At 60.9% G+C, this 15,674-nt stretch carries 14 protein-coding genes; 9 read left to right on the forward strand and 5 right to left on the reverse strand.

Features of this window, described 5'->3' with window-relative positions; translation table 11 throughout:
* Positions 1-5: 5 nt before the first annotated feature.
* From radC to dnaK, 3 genes are all read right to left on the reverse strand, one after another.
* A complete protein-coding gene (radC, locus tag ACGYLO_RS02090) occupies positions 6-767 on the reverse strand; it encodes a DNA repair protein RadC (protein ID WP_271688594.1) in 762 nt (253 codons plus the stop codon).
* A gap of 108 nt (positions 768-875) precedes the next feature.
* A complete protein-coding gene (dnaJ, locus tag ACGYLO_RS02095; protein ID WP_067264268.1) occupies positions 876-2,024 on the reverse strand; it encodes a molecular chaperone DnaJ in 1,149 nt (382 codons plus the stop codon).
* A gap of 82 nt (positions 2,025-2,106) precedes the next feature.
* Positions 2,107-4,029, reverse strand: coding sequence for a molecular chaperone DnaK (dnaK, locus tag ACGYLO_RS02100; RefSeq protein ID WP_271688593.1), 1,923 nt, complete (start codon positions 4,027-4,029; stop codon positions 2,107-2,109).
* A gap of 207 nt (positions 4,030-4,236) precedes the next feature.
* Here dnaK and ACGYLO_RS02105 point away from each other — a divergent pair, with 207 nt between their 5' ends.
* Positions 4,237-4,839 (forward strand): alpha-ketoglutarate-dependent dioxygenase AlkB, encoded by a 603-nt coding sequence (locus ACGYLO_RS02105; RefSeq protein ID WP_271688592.1) that lies wholly within the window; start codon positions 4,237-4,239, stop codon positions 4,837-4,839.
* 51 nt (positions 4,840-4,890) lie between these two features.
* Here ACGYLO_RS02105 and ACGYLO_RS02110 read toward each other — a convergent pair whose 3' ends face one another.
* Entirely contained in the window at positions 4,891-5,499 is a 609-nt protein-coding gene (locus tag ACGYLO_RS02110; RefSeq protein WP_271688591.1) for a COG3650 family protein, read from the reverse strand.
* Complete coding sequence (locus ACGYLO_RS02115; RefSeq protein ID WP_271688590.1) at positions 5,496-6,320, reverse strand: ABC transporter permease; 825 nt, start codon at positions 6,318-6,320, stop codon at positions 5,496-5,498. The genes ACGYLO_RS02110 and ACGYLO_RS02115 overlap by 4 nt, the downstream gene beginning before the upstream one ends.
* 116 nt (positions 6,321-6,436) lie before the next feature.
* Between ACGYLO_RS02115 and cysQ the strand changes: the two genes are divergently transcribed.
* The 8 genes from cysQ to ACGYLO_RS02155 all read left to right on the forward strand — a co-directional run bounded on the left by cysQ (position 6,437) and on the right by ACGYLO_RS02155 (position 15,666).
* Positions 6,437-7,234 carry a 3'(2'),5'-bisphosphate nucleotidase CysQ gene (gene cysQ, locus ACGYLO_RS02120; protein WP_271688589.1) on the forward strand — a complete coding sequence of 266 codons (798 nt, stop codon included), beginning with the start codon at positions 6,437-6,439 and terminating at the stop codon, positions 7,232-7,234.
* A complete protein-coding gene (locus ACGYLO_RS02125; protein ID WP_271688588.1) occupies positions 7,234-8,034 on the forward strand; it encodes a 3-deoxy-manno-octulosonate cytidylyltransferase in 801 nt (266 codons plus the stop codon). The genes cysQ and ACGYLO_RS02125 overlap by 1 nt, the downstream gene beginning before the upstream one ends.
* Positions 8,031-9,308 carry a glycosyltransferase family 2 protein gene (locus ACGYLO_RS02130; protein ID WP_271688587.1) on the forward strand — a complete coding sequence of 426 codons (1,278 nt, stop codon included), beginning with the start codon at positions 8,031-8,033 and terminating at the stop codon, positions 9,306-9,308. Before ACGYLO_RS02125 ends, ACGYLO_RS02130 begins: the two co-directional genes overlap by 4 nt.
* 61 nt (positions 9,309-9,369) lie before the next feature.
* On the forward strand, positions 9,370-10,263 hold the full coding sequence (gene galU, locus ACGYLO_RS02135) for a UTP--glucose-1-phosphate uridylyltransferase GalU (RefSeq protein ID WP_209216861.1): 894 nt from the start codon (positions 9,370-9,372) through the stop codon (positions 10,261-10,263).
* A gap of 17 nt (positions 10,264-10,280) precedes the next feature.
* Complete coding sequence (locus ACGYLO_RS02140) at positions 10,281-11,486, forward strand: glycosyltransferase family 1 protein (RefSeq protein ID WP_271688586.1); 1,206 nt, start codon at positions 10,281-10,283, stop codon at positions 11,484-11,486.
* Between the two features lie 44 nt (positions 11,487-11,530).
* On the forward strand, positions 11,531-12,541 hold the full coding sequence (locus tag ACGYLO_RS02145; RefSeq protein ID WP_276154349.1) for a glycosyltransferase family 2 protein: 1,011 nt from the start codon (positions 11,531-11,533) through the stop codon (positions 12,539-12,541).
* Positions 12,538-14,235 (forward strand): beta-1,6-N-acetylglucosaminyltransferase, encoded by a 1,698-nt coding sequence (locus tag ACGYLO_RS02150; RefSeq protein ID WP_271688584.1) that lies wholly within the window; start codon positions 12,538-12,540, stop codon positions 14,233-14,235. Before ACGYLO_RS02145 ends, ACGYLO_RS02150 begins: the two co-directional genes overlap by 4 nt.
* 3 nt (positions 14,236-14,238) lie before the next feature.
* A complete protein-coding gene (locus ACGYLO_RS02155) occupies positions 14,239-15,666 on the forward strand; it encodes a nodulation protein NodH (RefSeq protein ID WP_271688583.1) in 1,428 nt (475 codons plus the stop codon).
* Positions 15,667-15,674 lie beyond the last annotated feature (8 nt).

The following is a 15,674-nucleotide window of genomic DNA, read 5'->3' on the forward strand; positions in this document are numbered from 1 at the left end:
CCCCGCTATAAATGCCCCTCACTGCGAAAGCTGAGCTCGCGCGATTTTCCGATGATCAGGTGATCATGCAGGGTTAGCCCCAAGGCGTCACAGGCGGCGGCGACCTGCCGGGTCATGTCAATGTCTGCGCGTGACGGGCTGGGATCGCCCGAGGGGTGATTGTGCACGAGGATGATCGCGCTGGCGTTCAACTCTAGCGCACGTTTGGCAACCTCGCGCGGGTAGACCGGCACATGGTCCACCGTGCCCTTCGCCTGTTCCTCATCGGCGATGAGGATGTTTTTCCGGTCGAGGTAGAGGACGCGAAACTGCTCCATCTCCAGATGGGCCATGGTGGTGTGGCAATAGTCCAGCAGCGCATCCCATGAGGAAACGACATGCCGTTGCAGCACCTTCGCCCGGGCCAGCCGCTGCGCTGCGGCCTCAATGATCTTAAGCTCCACAATCACCGCCTCTCCGACGCCTTTGACATCGCGCAGCCGGGCGGCGGGGGCGGTGATGACGCGGTTGAAATCGCCGAACCGGTCGAGCAGTTCGCGCGCCAGCGGTTTTACGTCCCGGCGCGGGATGGCGCGGAAGAGGACAAGCTCCAACATCTCGTAATCCGGCATGGCCGCCGCGCCCCCGTCAATGAAACGGCTGCGCAGGCGCTGGCGGTGATCCGCGATATAGGAGGGTTGCTTGCCCGTATTGGACGGCGGGCTGTGCGCTTCGTCCAGCAGATAGGGGAGGGGCTGATCAGCCAAGGTTCTCGGGGCACGGCTCATGCCCGGAGTGTCGCGCCAAAGTGGTTATTATTCGGTTAACGGACGGTTAAAACTTCGTTCACCACGCTGCCTAAAAAGGGGAGCCGCATCCACGGCTCCCCCCAATGGTTAACCCTTCATCGAATCCCAGAAGGATTTGACGGAAGAGAAGAAGTTGCTGCTCTCGGGGTTGTTGTTCTGGGCCTCGCCCTCGAACTCCCGCAGCAGTTCTTTCTGCCGGTTGGTCAGGTTCACCGGGGTCTCGACCGCCAGTTCGATGATCATGTCACCCACGCCACCGCCACGCAACGGCGGCATGCCTTTGCCGCGCAGACGCATCTGGCGGCCCGATTGGCTGCCCGCGGGGATCTGCACGCGGCCACGGCCCCCGTCGATGGTGGGCACTTCGATATTGCCACCCAGAGCGGCAGTGCTCATCGACACCGGAACACGGCAGAAGAGGTTCGGTCCGTCGCGTTCGAACAATTCGTGATCGGCCACCTCGATAAAGATGTAGAGATCACCCGACGGCCCGCCGCGCATGCCCGCTTCGCCTTCGCCAGCGAGACGGATGCGGGTGCCGGTTTCGACGCCCGCGGGGATGTTGACCGAGAGCGTGCGCTCTTTCTCAACCCGGCCCGCGCCGCGGCATTTCTTGCAAGGGTTCTTAACGATCTGCCCCATTCCGGAACAGGTCGGGCAGGTCCGCTCGACGGTAAAGAAACCTTGCTGCGCGCGCACCTTGCCCATGCCCGAACAGGTGGGGCAGGTCGAAGGTTCCGCGCCGCCTTCGGCACCGCTGCCGTCACAGGCGTCACATTGGACGGAGGCCGGGACGGTGATCGACTTTTGCATGCCCGAAAAGGCATCTTCGAGCGAGATGCGCAGGTTGTAGCGCAAATCGGCCCCGCGTGCGGCACGGCGTCCGCCGCCACCGCCACGTTGGCCCATGAAGTCGCCGAAGAGGTCGTCGAAGACGTCGGAAAAGGCCGAAGAGAAATCGCCCTGACCGCCGCCCATGCCGCCGCCGGGACGCCCGCCGCCCATGCCACCTTCAAAGGCGGCGTGGCCATAGCGATCATAGGCGGCTTTCTTGTCACCGTCTTTGAGCACGTCATAAGCCTCGCCCACTTCCTTGAACTGGGCTTCGGCTTGGGGGTTGTCTTTGTTGCGGTCGGGGTGGAGGTCCTTCACCTTGCGGCGATAGGCTTTCTTGATCTCGTCGGCAGAGGCCCCTTTGGCAACGCCAAGCACCTCGTAGTAGTCACGTTTTGCCATGGGTTATCATGCTCCTGCGCTGGAACGTGATAGGCCGGCCCGTCTGACGGACCGGCCCTTTCACAGGTTCCGTTTCACACGCTTACGCGCGCTTGTCGTCGTCCAGATCTTCGAACTCGGCATCCAGGATGTCGTCATCGCCACCTTGGGCTTGCTGAGCATCCGAAGGCTGCGCCGTGTCCTCGCTGCCGCCCTCTTCCTGAGCGGCCTTATAGATGGCTTCGCCCAGTTTCATGGCGGATTCGGTGACGTTCTGGATGCCGTTCTTGATCTTGTCGGCGTTGTCTGTTTCCAGCTCGTCTTTCAGCGCGGCAATGGCCAGTTCGATCGCTTCGACGGTGGTCGGGTCGACTTTATCGGAATGCTCTTCCAGCGACTTCTCGGTCGAGTGGATCAGCGATTCCGCCTGGTTCTTCGCTTCGATCAGCTCGCGACGGGACTTGTCCGCCTCGGCATTCTCTTCCGCGTCCTTGACCATCTGTTCGATGTCCGCATCCGACAGACCGCCCGAAGCTTGGATCGTGATCTTCTGCTCCTTACCGGTGCCTTTGTCGAGCGCGCCGACCGACACGATGCCGTTGGCGTCAATGTCGAAGGTCACTTCGATCTGCGGCATGCCGCGGGGCGCAGGCGGGATGTTCTCAAGGTTGAAGGCACCGAGCATCTTGTTGTCGGCAGCCATCTCACGCTCACCTTGGAAGACCCGGATGGTCACGGCGTTCTGGTTGTCTTCGGCGGTCGAGAAGACCTGAGACTTCTTCGTCGGGATCGTGGTGTTGCGGTCGATCAGACGGGTGAAGACACCACCGAGCGTCTCGATACCGAGGGACAGCGGAGTCACGTCGAGCAGGACCACGTCCTTCACGTCGCCTTGCAGAACACCGGCCTGAATGGCGGCACCAAGGGCCACGACTTCGTCCGGATTCACACCCTTGTGCGGCTCCTTGCCGAAGAATTTGGAGACCTCTTCGGCCACCTTCGGCATACGGGTCATACCACCCACGAGCACGACTTCGTCGATGTCGGACGCGGACAGGCCGGCATCCTTCAGCGCGGCGGCGCAGGGCTTCATCGAAGCTTTGATCAGGTCACCAACAAGGCTTTCCAGCTTGGCGCGGGTCAGCTTCATGACCATGTGCAGCGGCGAGCCATCCTTGCCCATCGAAATGAAGGGCTGGTTGATCTCGGTCTGGCTGGAAGAGGACAGTTCGATTTTCGCCTTCTCAGCAGCTTCCTTCAGACGCTGCAACGCCATCTTGTCTTGCGTCAGGTCAACGCCGTTGGCCTTTTTGAACTCTTCCGCAAGGTAGTTCACGATGCGCATGTCAAAGTCTTCACCGCCAAGGAAGGTGTCGCCGTTGGTGGATTTCACTTCGAACAGGCCGTCGTCGATCTCAAGAATGGTCACGTCGAATGTACCGCCGCCAAGGTCATAGACCGCGATGGTTTGCGTGTTCTCTTTGTCGAGGCCGTAGGCCAGCGCGGCGGCTGTCGGCTCGTTGATGATGCGCAGCACTTCGAGACCGGCGATCTTGCCGGCGTCTTTGGTGGCCTGACGTTGGGCGTCGTTAAAGTAGGCAGGCACGGTGATAACCGCCTGAGAGACTTCCTCACCCAGATAGCTTTCTGCGGTTTCTTTCATCTTGCCGAGGATGAAGGCCGAGATTTGGCTTGGGGAGTATTTCTCACCCTTGGCTTCGACCCATGCGTCGCCGTTGCCGCCGTCGATGACGTTGAACGGCATGTTTTTCTTGTCTTTGGCCAGATCCGCATCGTCGTTGCGGCGGCCGATCAGGCGCTTGACGCCAAAGACTGTGTTTTCGGGGTTGGTGACCGCCTGGCGTTTCGCCGGCTGGCCGACAAGGCGTTCATCGTCGGTGAAGGCGACGATCGACGGCGTGGTGCGCGCGCCTTCGGCGTTTTCGATCACACGCGGCTGGCTGCCATCCATGATGGCGATACAGCTGTTGGTGGTGCCAAGGTCAATACCGATTACTTTGGACATGTTTCGATCCCTCTTTGAATCTAAGGCGATGACACGAGGCGCGGACCCGTTTTGGCATCCTGCCCCGATCTGTTGACATCGAAGACCACGTGCCTTCGACGGTTCGGAGCGTATATAGGGAGGGTATTTGCACCCTGCAACCATTGGCTGGTCTGGATGGTCGCGATTCCGTGATGTTTTTGTTAAACGAGTGAGGAAGAACGAAAAATGACTGCTTTGCGCCTCCGGGGCTTTGATATTCACAAGGAATTTCTAGGAAGAGCGGCCCAGCAAGAGGTGCTGGAGGCGGTGCGCGGCGTGGTGCGTCAGGCGCCGTTCTTTCGCCCCGAAGTGCCGCGCGGCGGGCGCATGTCGGTCCGGATGAGCGCGGCAGGGCGCTATGGCTGGTTTTCGGATCGGCGTGGGTATCGTTACGTCACCGAACACCCCGACGGTGAGCCTTGGCCCGAGATCCCGGTGCCGATTATGGCGATTTGGGATCAGTTGACCGGGTTGGAGCGCCGCCCGGAATGCTGCCTGATCAACTACTACGATGCCGATGCGCGTATGGGGCTGCATCAGGACCGGGACGAGGCGGATTTTCAGTGGCCTGTGGTCTCGGTCTCTCTGGGGGATGATGGGTTGTTTCGGATCGGCAACCTAACCCGAGGCGGCAAGACGGAATCGATCTGGCTGCAGTCGGGCGATGTGGTGGTGATGGGCGGAGATGCGCGGCTGACCTATCACGGCGTGGACCGGATCAAACCCGGCACCTCGACATTGCTGCCCAAAGGCGGGCGGATCAACTTGACGCTGCGCGTGGTGGAGTAGCGTTTTCTTTGAAAGAGAACGGTGACGGACTTTTTTAAAAAGTCCGTCGCTTCAGTGGCTAAGCGAACAACACCCTGTCTGATGTTGCCAGCCATCATTTCCCTGCAAAAGGAAGTTGACAGCCAGCCCATAGGCGCGGTCCGACATGCCATCGCTACAGGCCCGCGCCGTGAGCGTAGCGATGGCCGCGCCCTGCGGCCCCTCGGCGATCATGTGAAAACTGTCGCGCCGCCCCTGCGCCGGGCCAGACTGCGTGATGCGGTAATCGCGTGCGCCGCCCGCCATGGCATCGTAGCTCAACGCCTCGCCAGTCACCTCAAAAGACCAAAACGGCTCTGTCCCGTCGCAATGGGCCACGGGTGGCATCGCTCCGGCCCACTGGCCCGCTTGCCGGATGAGGAAACGCAGAGAGACCCAGCCGCTCCCTTCGCCCGTGTTGACCAAGCCCCAGCCGTGATGGTCATCGGGGCGGATCACTTCGATGTTCTGGGTGTCAGGCGCGAAACTACCGATGATCGGGGCGCTGGCACTCGGGGCTTCGCGAATGTTCAATACGTCATCCGCCGCGACACCGCTGACGTCATGCAGGGCGGGCCATGCATCCTGCGTCGCCCAGACAGGCAATGCCCAAAGGCAGAGGAAGAGCGCCAGAAGTCTCATCGCCGGGCGTTCCAACTGATCGACGCATGGCGGCGGGTATAGAATTCGCCCATCAGCCCGATCATCAAAAGCACCAGACCCACCCAAAGCGGATATTCCCAACTGGTGTAGCGCGGGTTGTAATTGATGAAGGCAAAGCCGCGCGCTTGGTCGATGCTGTGAAACAACGGGTTCCAGTCAAACATCGCCAGCATATAGCCGGGCAGGGAGTTGGCGAGGAACATCTTCCCCGAGGCGATCATATTGGCGCGCTGATAGACGGTTGAGAAAATCGTCACGAAGGACGGAAACCACGGTTTGATCGCCAGCATCACCAACCCGAGCGCGCAGCCGGTAAACCACGCGGTCAGCATCATCCCGAAAGCGGCAAAAGGCTGATCTATGGTGATCGGGGTGATTGCCACATGATAGATGAACAGGATCACGGAGAGCGACAGCACTTGGATATAGAGCGAGCCCACCGCCGCTGATGCGATGGCGATGATCGTGTTCATCGGGGCGTGCTGCATCATCGGGCTTGCCGGTCCCTCAGACCCCGCGACCGCGCCCAAAGCTTTCACATGGGTGAGGTAGAGGAAAATCCCCGACATCAGATAGATGAGGAAGTCACCCCGCACGGCGGAGCCGCGCATCCCGAGGATTGAAAACATCACATAGAAGGCCAGTACGAACATCACCGTTTGCAGCATGTTCATCGCGATGGCGATAAAGGCATTGTTGTGCTGTTTGCGCACGTTGCGCACCACGGAATGGTAGACCAGTTCCGCGATGGCGAGGGCAGAACCGATGCCGGATTTCGGCTTTCTGGAAGACTGGAACATGCGCGCGTCCTTGACGAAGCCCTAGCGTGGCACGGAATTCTTGCTGTTCCGTTAGCTCCGCAGCATAAGGGAAACAGTGAATTGAAGCAACGACAGCCCGCAGGGCCGGAGGCAAAATGGATTACGAGAAACTGGTCGCGGAAATGCGGCGGCTGGCATTGGAAGCCGGGGACAAGATCATGGAGATCTACGGTCAGGACGATTTCGAGGTGAAATCGAAATCCGACGACAGCCCCGTCACCGCCGCCGACGAAGCCGCCGATGCGATCATTTCCGAAGGGCTCCGCGCCGCTTTCCCCGATGTGATGTTGGTGACCGAAGAGCAGGCCGCGACCCATTCCGCCAAGGGCGATACCTTTCTCATCGTCGATCCGCTGGATGGCACCAAAGAGTTCGTCCACCGCCGCGGGGATTTCACGGTGAACATCGCGCTGGTCGAAGGCGGCGTGCCGACGCGCGGCGTGGTCTATGCCCCCGCCAAAGCCCGGATGTTCTTTACCCAAGCCGACGGCCAGTCGGTCGAAGAGTCCGGCGCATTCGACAAGGGGCAGGTGGGGGAGACCAAGGCGATTTCGGTCTCTAACCCCGACAATGCGGCCTTGATGGTCGTCGCCTCCAAATCTCACCGTGATCAGGCGACCGATGATTACATCGGTAAATACGCTGTGCGCGACATGACCTCGGCGGGGTCGTCGCTGAAATTCTGTCTCGTCGCGACGGGAGAGGCCGATCTCTACCCGCGTTTGGGCCGCACGATGGAGTGGGACACTGCCGCGGGCCATGCGGTGCTGAACGGGGCAGGCGGCGCGGTGGTGCGCTTTGACGATCTCACGCCCCTGACCTACGGCAAAGAAGATTTCGCCAACCCTTTCTTCATCGCCCATGCCCCGGGCGTTGAGTTGAAGGCGGGCTGATGTCAGCCCTGATCGTCATTCCCGCCCGCTATGCCTCAACCCGCTATCCCGGCAAGCCGCTGGTGGCCCTCACCGGGGCGTCGGGCCAGAAACAGACCCTGATCGAACGAAGTTGGCGGGCCGCCAGCGCGGTGTCGGGCGTCGACCGCGTGGTGGTGGCCACCGACGACGACCGCATTCGGGAGGCCGCCGAAGGCTTCGGTGCCGAGGTCGTGATGACCTCGGAAAGCTGCGCCAACGGCACCGAGCGCTGTGCCGAGGCCCATGCCGCATTGGGCGGGGGCTATGACATCGTGGTCAATCTACAAGGTGACGCCCCGCTGACGCCGCATTGGTTCGTCGAAGGGCTGGTGCAGGGGTTGACAGACAACCCCGAGGCCGAGATCGCCACCCCGGTTCTGCGCTGTGACGGGGCCACGTTGAACAGTCTTCTGGCCGACCGTAAGGCGGGCCGCGTGGGCGGCACCACAGCGGTTTTCGGCGCCGACAATCAGGCGCTCTACTTCTCGAAAGAGGTCGTTCCCTATACCGGAAAGCCCTACGCAGAGACGGATATGACCCCGGTCTTCCACCACGTCGGCGTCTATGCCTACCGCCCCGATGCACTGGCCCAATACCCAAGCTGGCCTGTCGGCCCCTTGGAGCAGTTGGAAGGGTTGGAGCAGTTGCGTTTTCTTGAAAATGGCCGCGCCGTGCTCTGTGCGGAGGTCGAGGCCAAGGGGCGCGAGTTTTGGGAATTGAACAACCCCGAAGACGTGCCAAAGCTCGAAGCCATGATGGCGAAAATGGGTCTGGAATGACCGCCACCCCCGTCAGTGCCACGCTTGAAAGCGGCGTGCCTGTCAGCATCGTGATCGTCAGCCGGAATCGGCCCGAAGCATTGCGGCGCTGCCTGACGGGGGTGGAACAGCTTCAATATACCCCTTTCGAGGTCATCATCGTGGCCGATCCCGCCGGGATTGCCGTGGCCCGCGCCATGCATTTCGCCGGGGCGTTGAAACTGGTCCCTTTCGACAGGCCGAATATCTCTGCCGCGCGCAACCTTGGGATTGCCGAGGTTGCGGGGGAGGTCGTGGCCTTTATCGACGATGATGCGGTGCCCGAGCCGCAATGGCTACGCCACCTGCTGGAGCCTGCGCAACTGCCCGAGGTCGCGGCGATGACCGGTTTCGTGCGAGGGCGAAACGGCATCTCTTTCCAATATCGCGCGCGTCGGTTGAGTGGTTTCGGAGAGCCGGAAACGCTCGATGTCGACCCTGAAACCCTCAGCATCCTGCACCCTCCGCCCGGGGGGGCAATCAAGACCGAAGGCACTAATATGGCCTTTCGGCGCGATGTCCTGGTGGAAATGGGCGGCTTTGACCCGGCCTTTCACTACTATCTTGATGAGACCGATCTGAATATGCGGCTGGCGCGGGCGGGCCATGCCACGGCAATCGTGCCACTGGCCGAGGTCCACCACGGTTTCGCCGCCAACGCCATGCGAAGCGCCAACCGCGTGCCGCGCGATCTTTTCGATATCGGGGCGAGCTGGGCCGTGTTTCATCGCAAACATCTGCCCGCGCAGGACCGTGCCGCTCATTGGGCGCATCTGCGCGCCCAAGAGCGCCGTCGTCTGCTGCGCCATCTGGTAAGCGGCGGGTTGGAGCCGCGTGATGTGCCAAGGCTGCTGCGCAGGTTGGACGAGGGGCACGCCGAAGGGGGGAAGCGCCCTATCGTCCGCGTTACCCTGCCGCAGACAGCCAGCAGCGCTTTCCGCCCCTTTCCCGCCCGCGCCCGGCGCAGCGTGGCCATGTGCACCCGGCCTATTAATCTGGCGCGAGACCGGGCAAAGGCTGCAAAACGGGCATTATCGGGTGAGATCGTGACCCTGATCAACCTTTCGCCGACGGCGCTTTATCACCGCGTTGCCTTTGATCCGGCCCACGCTATCTGGCTGCAAACAGGTGGAATATACGGAAAGTCCACACGGGATGACGCGGTTTTCCGCTTAACTCGGCGCTTCGACAGGCTGCAAAGGGAAGTTAAGCGAGTTGCCAGACAGCGCGGTTTCGGCGATGATCATCGCCGGTAGAAAGACGCAGGTAGATTGACCGTGGCGTTCTGTATATTTCGAATAAGTTGTAAGGATTAAAATGCGCAAGAAGGTTACAAAAGCGATTTTCCCCGTTGCAGGCATGGGGACACGCTTTCTGCCCGCCACCAAATCGGTGCCGAAAGAGATTATGACCCTCGTCGACCGGCCTTTGGTTCAATATGCAATCGATGAGGCGCGCGCCGCCGGGATCAAAGAGTTCATCTTCGTGACCTCGCGCGGCAAAGGCGCGCTGGAAGATTACTTCGATCACGCCCCGCAGCTTGAGCAGGAGTTGCGCAAAAAGGGCAAGACCGAGCTTCTGGAGACGCTGCAAAGCACCAATATGGACAGTGGCGCAATCGCCTATATTCGCCAGCACAAGGCGCTGGGCTTGGGCCATGCGGTCTGGTGCGCGCGCCGTTTGATCGGCAATGAGCCCTTTGCAGTGATGCTGCCGGATGACGTGATCGCGGCGGAAAAACCTTGTCTTCAACAGATGGTCGAGGCCTATGAGGAAACCGGCGGCAGCATGGTCGCCGCGATGGAGGTGGAACCTTCCCGCACGTCCTCTTACGGCATTCTCGATACCAGCGAAGAACGCGGTGATCGTGTGAAGGTCAATGGCATGGTTGAAAAGCCTGCCGTCGACGAAGCACCATCGAACCTCGCGGTGATCGGGCGCTATATTCTGGCGCCGACCGTTTTGAAGAACCTGAATAAGCTGAAATCCGGCTCGGGCGGTGAAATTCAATTGACCGATGCGATCGCGCAAGAGATCGAGCAAGACCGCGATGTCTATGGCTTCCGTTTCCGCGGGCAGCGTTTCGATTGCGGCTCTAAAGCGGGCTTTCTGCAAGCGACCGTGGCCTTCGGCCTTGCCCGTGAAGAATTGCGCGACGATCTTTCGGCCTATCTGCAAAGCATCTCGCAAGTCGACCGCGCGGCGCAGTAGGGGCGGGAAGCGGGCCTTTGCAAAAGCCTCAGTCTCCCCCCGCGCGGCTGTTGGACCTGACGCGCAGTTTGCGTCGGGTTGGGCGGGGCGCGACGGGGGTGGATCGGGTCGAACTGGCCTATCTCTCACATCTTTTGACAGAGGACGCGCCGCTTTTTGGAGTGGCGCGCACCGCTTTGGGCTATGCCCTGCTGGACCGCGATGGGATGCGGGGCTTTCAGGATCGGCTTGCGGGGCGCGTTCCTTGGGGGCGGGCGGATCTGCTTTCGTGTCTGCTGCGGGGGCGTACTGTGGCGCTCAGCCGGGCGGAAAGCGACTTGCGGCGTTTGGCGGTCGCGCGCTGCGTTCCGGCCCGGTTGCCCGCGATGCTTGCGCGGCATCTGCCGCCGGGTTTTGCCTATCTGAATGTCGGGCACAGCAATCTGACGGATCGGGTTTTGGGAGCCGTGAAACAGGCGCGGGGGCGAAGTGCCGTTCTGATCCATGACGTGATCCCATTGGAATATCCCGCCTACCAACGCCCCGGCACTGTCGCGCCGTTTCGGGCCAAGATCGACCGGGTGAGCGCGCAGGCCGATCTGGTGATTTACAACTCGCAAGACACGCGCCAGCGCAGCGAGGCGCAGATGCGCGGGCGGATTCCGCTTGCCGTCGTCGCGCATCTCGGCGTCGATCTGCCCGCGCCCGATGCTGGTGAGCTGCCTGCCGGGCTTCCGCCAGAGCGTCCCTATTTCGTCATTGTCGGCACGATCGAGCCGCGCAAGAACCACGGGTTTTTGCTGGACCTGTGGCAAAAGATGGGGCCTGATGCGCCGCTCTTGCTGATCTGCGGGGCGCGGGGGTGGAACAACAGCGCGGTTTTCGACCGGCTCGACCGGCTGCCAGAAAACGGCCCTGTGCAAGAGCTGGCGAACCTTAGCGACAAAGGATTGGCGGCCTTGGTGCAGGGGGCGGCGGGGATGCTTTTCCCCAGCCATGCAGAGGGGTTTGGCCTGCCCCCGGCAGAGGCGCTGAGCCTTGGAACGCGTGTTTTATGCAACGATTTACCGGTCTTGCATGAGGTCTTGGGTGACAAAGCCGTTTACGCGCCCCTGAGCGAACCCTATTCATGGATCAGAACAATCGAAGAATGGGCCGCATCTGTGCCAGACCCGCGCCCTGCGACGACTTTTATCGCGCCAACATGGGCCGAACACTTCAAGACCGTGTTAAAGTCGACGTGATAGCGCGGTAGAAGGGCGGTCAGACGCGATAGGTAAGGGGCGGTTTGGGCTTAATTCAGTCATATCGGTTGCGGCTGCAACGCAAGCGCTGGCGCATCCGCGCCTTCCGCAAGCGGCGCGAGTTGACCTCTGTGGCGAACCGGACGGCGCAGATCAAAGCCGACGATATTCTGCTGTTCTGCACGCAGCGCAACGAAGCGATCCGGCTGCCCTATTTCCTGAAATACTACCGCGAGATGGGCGTCGGGCATTTCTTCTTTGTCGATAATGACAGCGACGATGGTGCGCTCGACTATCTGGCCAAGCAACCCGATGTCTCGGTCTGGAGCGCCAAGGCCAGCTACAAGCGCGCGCGCTTCGGCGTAGACTGGTTAAACTGGCTGCAAATGAAATACGCCCATGGCCATTGGGCGTTGACGGTCGATCCCGATGAGTTTCTGGTCTACCCCTTTTGCGACACGCGTCCCCTGCGGGCGCTGACCGATTGGCTCGATGCGTCGTCGATCAAGAGCTTTTCGGCGATGCTGCTGGATATGTATCCCAAGGGGCGGCTTGACGAAGAACCTTACCACGCGGGTCAAAATCCAATCGATATTGCCGCATGGTTCGACAGTGGCAACTACACCATTTCGCGCAATCGGCGGTTTGGGAATCTCTGGATACAGGGCGGTCCACGGGCGCGGGTGTTTTTTCCCGACGCGCCTGCCAAGGCGCCCGCGCTGAACAAGGTGCCGCTGGTCAAATGGGATCGGCGCTATGCCTATGTCAGCTCGACCCATATGCTGCTGCCGCGCGGGCTTAATCAGGTCTATGACGAATGGGGCGGAGAGAAAGCCTCGGGCGTGCTGTTGCACGCCAAATTCCTCGACACCTTCGGGGCCAAGGCGGCGGAAGAGTTACAGCGTAGCGAGCATTACGCGGCTTCGGTGGAATACAAAGCCTATGCCGCACAGCTGAAGGACGACCCGCAGCTTTGGTGCAAATGGTCGGAACGCTATATCAATTGGCGACAGCTTGAGATTCTCGGCCTCATGTCCAAGGGGAACTGGGCATGAGCGTCGGGATCGTCATGTTGGTGCACAACGCTTTTGACCGGGCCGAGCAGGTTGCGCGGCATTGGGCGGCAGCGGGCTGTCCGGTGGTGATCCATATCGACAAGGCGGTGCCCCGGCGGGCGCATGATGCCTTCGTGGCGGCGCTGTCGGATCTCAAGGATGTCTGCTTTAGCCCGCGCAAACGTTGCGAATGGGGCACTTGGGGGATCGTTGCCGCCTCTCAGGGGGCGGCGGAGATGATGCTCTCGCGCTTTCCCAAGGTGCGCCATGTCTATCTGGCCTCCGGCTCTTGCTTGCCGCTGCGCCCGGTGCAGGAGTTGATCGACTATCTTGAGGACCGTCCCCAGACCGATTTCATCGAAAGCGCCACCACGGCAGATGTGCCTTGGACCGTGGGCGGGCTGGATGCAGAGCGGTTTACCCTGCGCTTCCCCTTCTCATGGCGGCGCAATCGCTATCTGTTCGACCGCGCGGTCGAGGTGCAGCGCCTGCTGCGGTTGAAACGCCGGATGCCGCGCGGGATCGTGCCGCATATGGGCTCGCAATGGTGGTGCCTGACCCGGCGCACCCTGTCGGCGATCTTGCAAGACCCCGACCGGCCCACCTACGACAAGTTCTTTCGCCATGTTTGGATCCCGGACGAAAGCTATTTCCAGACCCTTGCACGGCTCTATTCCAGCAAGATCGAAAGCCGGTCGCTGACCCTGTCTAAGTTCGATTTTCAGGGCAAACCGCATATCTTTTACGACGATCACCTCCAGCTTTTGCGCCGCTCGGATTGTTTCGTGGCACGCAAGATTTGGCCCCATGCGGACAGGCTCTATGATGCCTTCCTGACCGACCCTGCCGGTGCGATGAAAAAGACCGAGCCGAACCCCGGCAAGATCGACCGCATTTTTGCCAAGGCGGTGGAGCGGCGCACCCGGGGCCGCGCGGGGCTTTATATGCAAAGCCGTTTTCCAAACGAGGATTGGGAGAATGGCGTCACCGCCGCGCCCTATTCGATGTTTCAGGGCTTTACCGAGATTTTCGAGGATTTCGAACATTGGCTCAGCCGGGCCAGCGGGGCGCGCGTGCATGGGCATCTCTTTGCCCCCGACCGTGTGCATTTCGCGGGTGGGGAAACCACGCTGAACGGTGCCTTGTCGGACAACCCGGTGCTGCGCGATCACAATGCCAGTGCTTTCTTGACCAATCTGATTTGGAACACCCGGGGCGAGCGTCAGTGTTTTCAGTTCGGCCCGATGGACAATCAAGAGATCAACTGGCGTGTGGCCAAGGATCCGAATGCGCATATTTCGGTCATCACCGGCGCTTGGGCGGTGCCTCTGTTCCGCTCGAACCTCGATTTCGCCGATATCCGCCGTCTGGCCGCCAAGCTGCAAAAGACGGAAAGCACGCATTTGGATGTGTTGAATTCGCCCTATACCAAGGCGCGTGTGCGGGTCTGGACCATGGCCGATTTCATCGAAGCGCCGATGGAGCCTTTGCAAGATATCCTTGACGAAATTGGCCGCCCCCGTCTGCGCCGCCTGTCAGAGGCGCCGCGCATGGTTGACCTGAACGGCTTTGGCCAGTTCCTCCAGAATCTCAAGAACCAAGGCATGCACCCCTATCTGGTCGGCGATTTTTCGGTCGCCCAAGGGGGCAGCGCCGATGCCAAAACCTCCCCAAAACCCTATCTGGTGAAATAACCCATGCGCGACAAATTCGACAGTTTCGTGGTCTTTGCCGAGATGCGGACCGGGTCCAACTTCCTAGAGGCGAACCTGAACGCCTTTGCCGGGATCGCCTGTCATGGGGAGGCGTTTAATCCTTTCTTCATGGGGTATCCCAAAAGCGAGCCGATCCTTGGCGTTGATCAGGCCACGCGGGACGAAAACCCCAAAAAGCTGCTGGCGGCGATCCGGGGACAGCAGGATGCTTTGGGCGGCTTCCGCTATTTCCACGACCACGATCCGCGTGTTTTCGATGAGATCATCGAGGATCAGCGCTGCGCCAAGATCGTGCTCACGCGCAACCCGGTCGACAGCTATGTCAGTTGGAAGATCGCGCAGGCCACCGGGCAGTGGAAACTGACCGATATGAAGGCGCAGAAGGTGGCGCAGGCCGTCTTCGATGCCGATGAGTTCAGCGCCCATTTGGATGCCCTCCAGCAGTTCCAGATCACGCTGCTGAACCGTTTGCAAACTTCCGGCCAGACGGCATTTTATGTAGCTTACGAAGACCTGCAAAGCGTTGAGGTGATGAACGGGCTTGCACGCTATCTTGGCGTGGATGAGCAGTTGGAGGGGCTGGACAAGAACCTCAAGAAACAGAACCCCAGCCCGATCTCGGCCAAGGTCAGCAACTATGACGAGATGCTGGAGGCGCTGGCGCGGCTCGATCGTTTCGATCTGACCCGCACCCCCAATTTCGAGCCACGGCGCGGGCCGAACGTGCCCTCTTATGTGGCGGCGGCGACCAGCGGCTTGATCTATCTGCCGATTAAATCCGGCCCGCAGGATCAGGTGCTGGACTGGCTCGCCGCCCTCGATGGCGTCCCGCGTGAGGCGCTGCGCGATAAGATGTCGCAAAAAGAGCTGCGGCAGTGGAAACGCAAAATGCGCGGGCATCGCGGCTTTACCGTGCTGCGCCATCCCGCCCTGCGCGCGCATGATGCCTTTTGCCGCCATATCCTGACCACGGGGGAGGGCAGTTACCGCCAGCTGCGCAACACGCTGATGCGGCGCTACAAGGTGCCGCTGCCAAAGGATGGCCCCGACGACGAATATGACCGCGAGGCGCATCGCGCCGCTTTTGTCGCCTTCCTGAAGTTTCTCAAAGGCAATCTGGCCGGGCAAACCTCGATCCGGGTGGATGCTGCATGGTGTTCTCAGGCCCAAGCCATTGCGGGGTTCGGGGCGTTCTGCCTGCCCGACCGCATCCTCCGCGAAGAGGAGTTGGCCAGCGAACTCCCCGCTTTGGCTGCGGGCCAAGGCCATGCCACCGTCCCCGCCGTGCCCCAGATGGTGGAGCCCGGGCCCTTCACGCTCGGCGATATCTATGACGATGAGATTGAGGCGCTGACGGCAGAGGCCTATCAGAAGGATTATATGACCTTCGGCTTTTCCCGCTGGCGGTGAGGGGCGCA

It is taken from the genome of Sulfitobacter sp. 1A13353, from assembly GCF_043557255.1.
In the GTDB taxonomy this organism is placed as follows: domain Bacteria; phylum Pseudomonadota; class Alphaproteobacteria; order Rhodobacterales; family Rhodobacteraceae; genus Sulfitobacter; species Sulfitobacter faviae.

Bases quoted from the DNA above. Each gene is read 5' to 3' on its own strand.
- radC (WP_271688594.1), bottom strand. From the start codon at position 767: ATGAGCCGTGCCCCGAGAACCTTGGCTGATCAGCCCCTCCCCTATCTG.
- dnaJ (WP_067264268.1), bottom strand. From the start codon at position 2,024: ATGGCAAAACGTGACTACTACGAGGTGCTTGGCGTTGCCAAAGGGGCC.
- dnaK (WP_271688593.1), bottom strand. From the start codon at position 4,029: ATGTCCAAAGTAATCGGTATTGACCTTGGCACCACCAACAGCTGTATC.
- ACGYLO_RS02105 (WP_271688592.1), top strand. From the start codon at position 4,237: ATGACTGCTTTGCGCCTCCGGGGCTTTGATATTCACAAGGAATTTCTA.
- ACGYLO_RS02110 (WP_271688591.1), bottom strand. From the start codon at position 5,499: ATGAGACTTCTGGCGCTCTTCCTCTGCCTTTGGGCATTGCCTGTCTGG.
- ACGYLO_RS02115 (WP_271688590.1), bottom strand. From the start codon at position 6,320: ATGTTCCAGTCTTCCAGAAAGCCGAAATCCGGCATCGGTTCTGCCCTC.
- cysQ (WP_271688589.1), top strand. From the start codon at position 6,437: ATGGATTACGAGAAACTGGTCGCGGAAATGCGGCGGCTGGCATTGGAA.
- ACGYLO_RS02125 (WP_271688588.1), top strand. From the start codon at position 7,234: ATGTCAGCCCTGATCGTCATTCCCGCCCGCTATGCCTCAACCCGCTAT.
- ACGYLO_RS02130 (WP_271688587.1), top strand. From the start codon at position 8,031: ATGACCGCCACCCCCGTCAGTGCCACGCTTGAAAGCGGCGTGCCTGTC.
- galU (WP_209216861.1), top strand. From the start codon at position 9,370: ATGCGCAAGAAGGTTACAAAAGCGATTTTCCCCGTTGCAGGCATGGGG.
- ACGYLO_RS02150 (WP_271688584.1), top strand. From the start codon at position 12,538: ATGAGCGTCGGGATCGTCATGTTGGTGCACAACGCTTTTGACCGGGCC.
- ACGYLO_RS02155 (WP_271688583.1), top strand. From the start codon at position 14,239: ATGCGCGACAAATTCGACAGTTTCGTGGTCTTTGCCGAGATGCGGACC.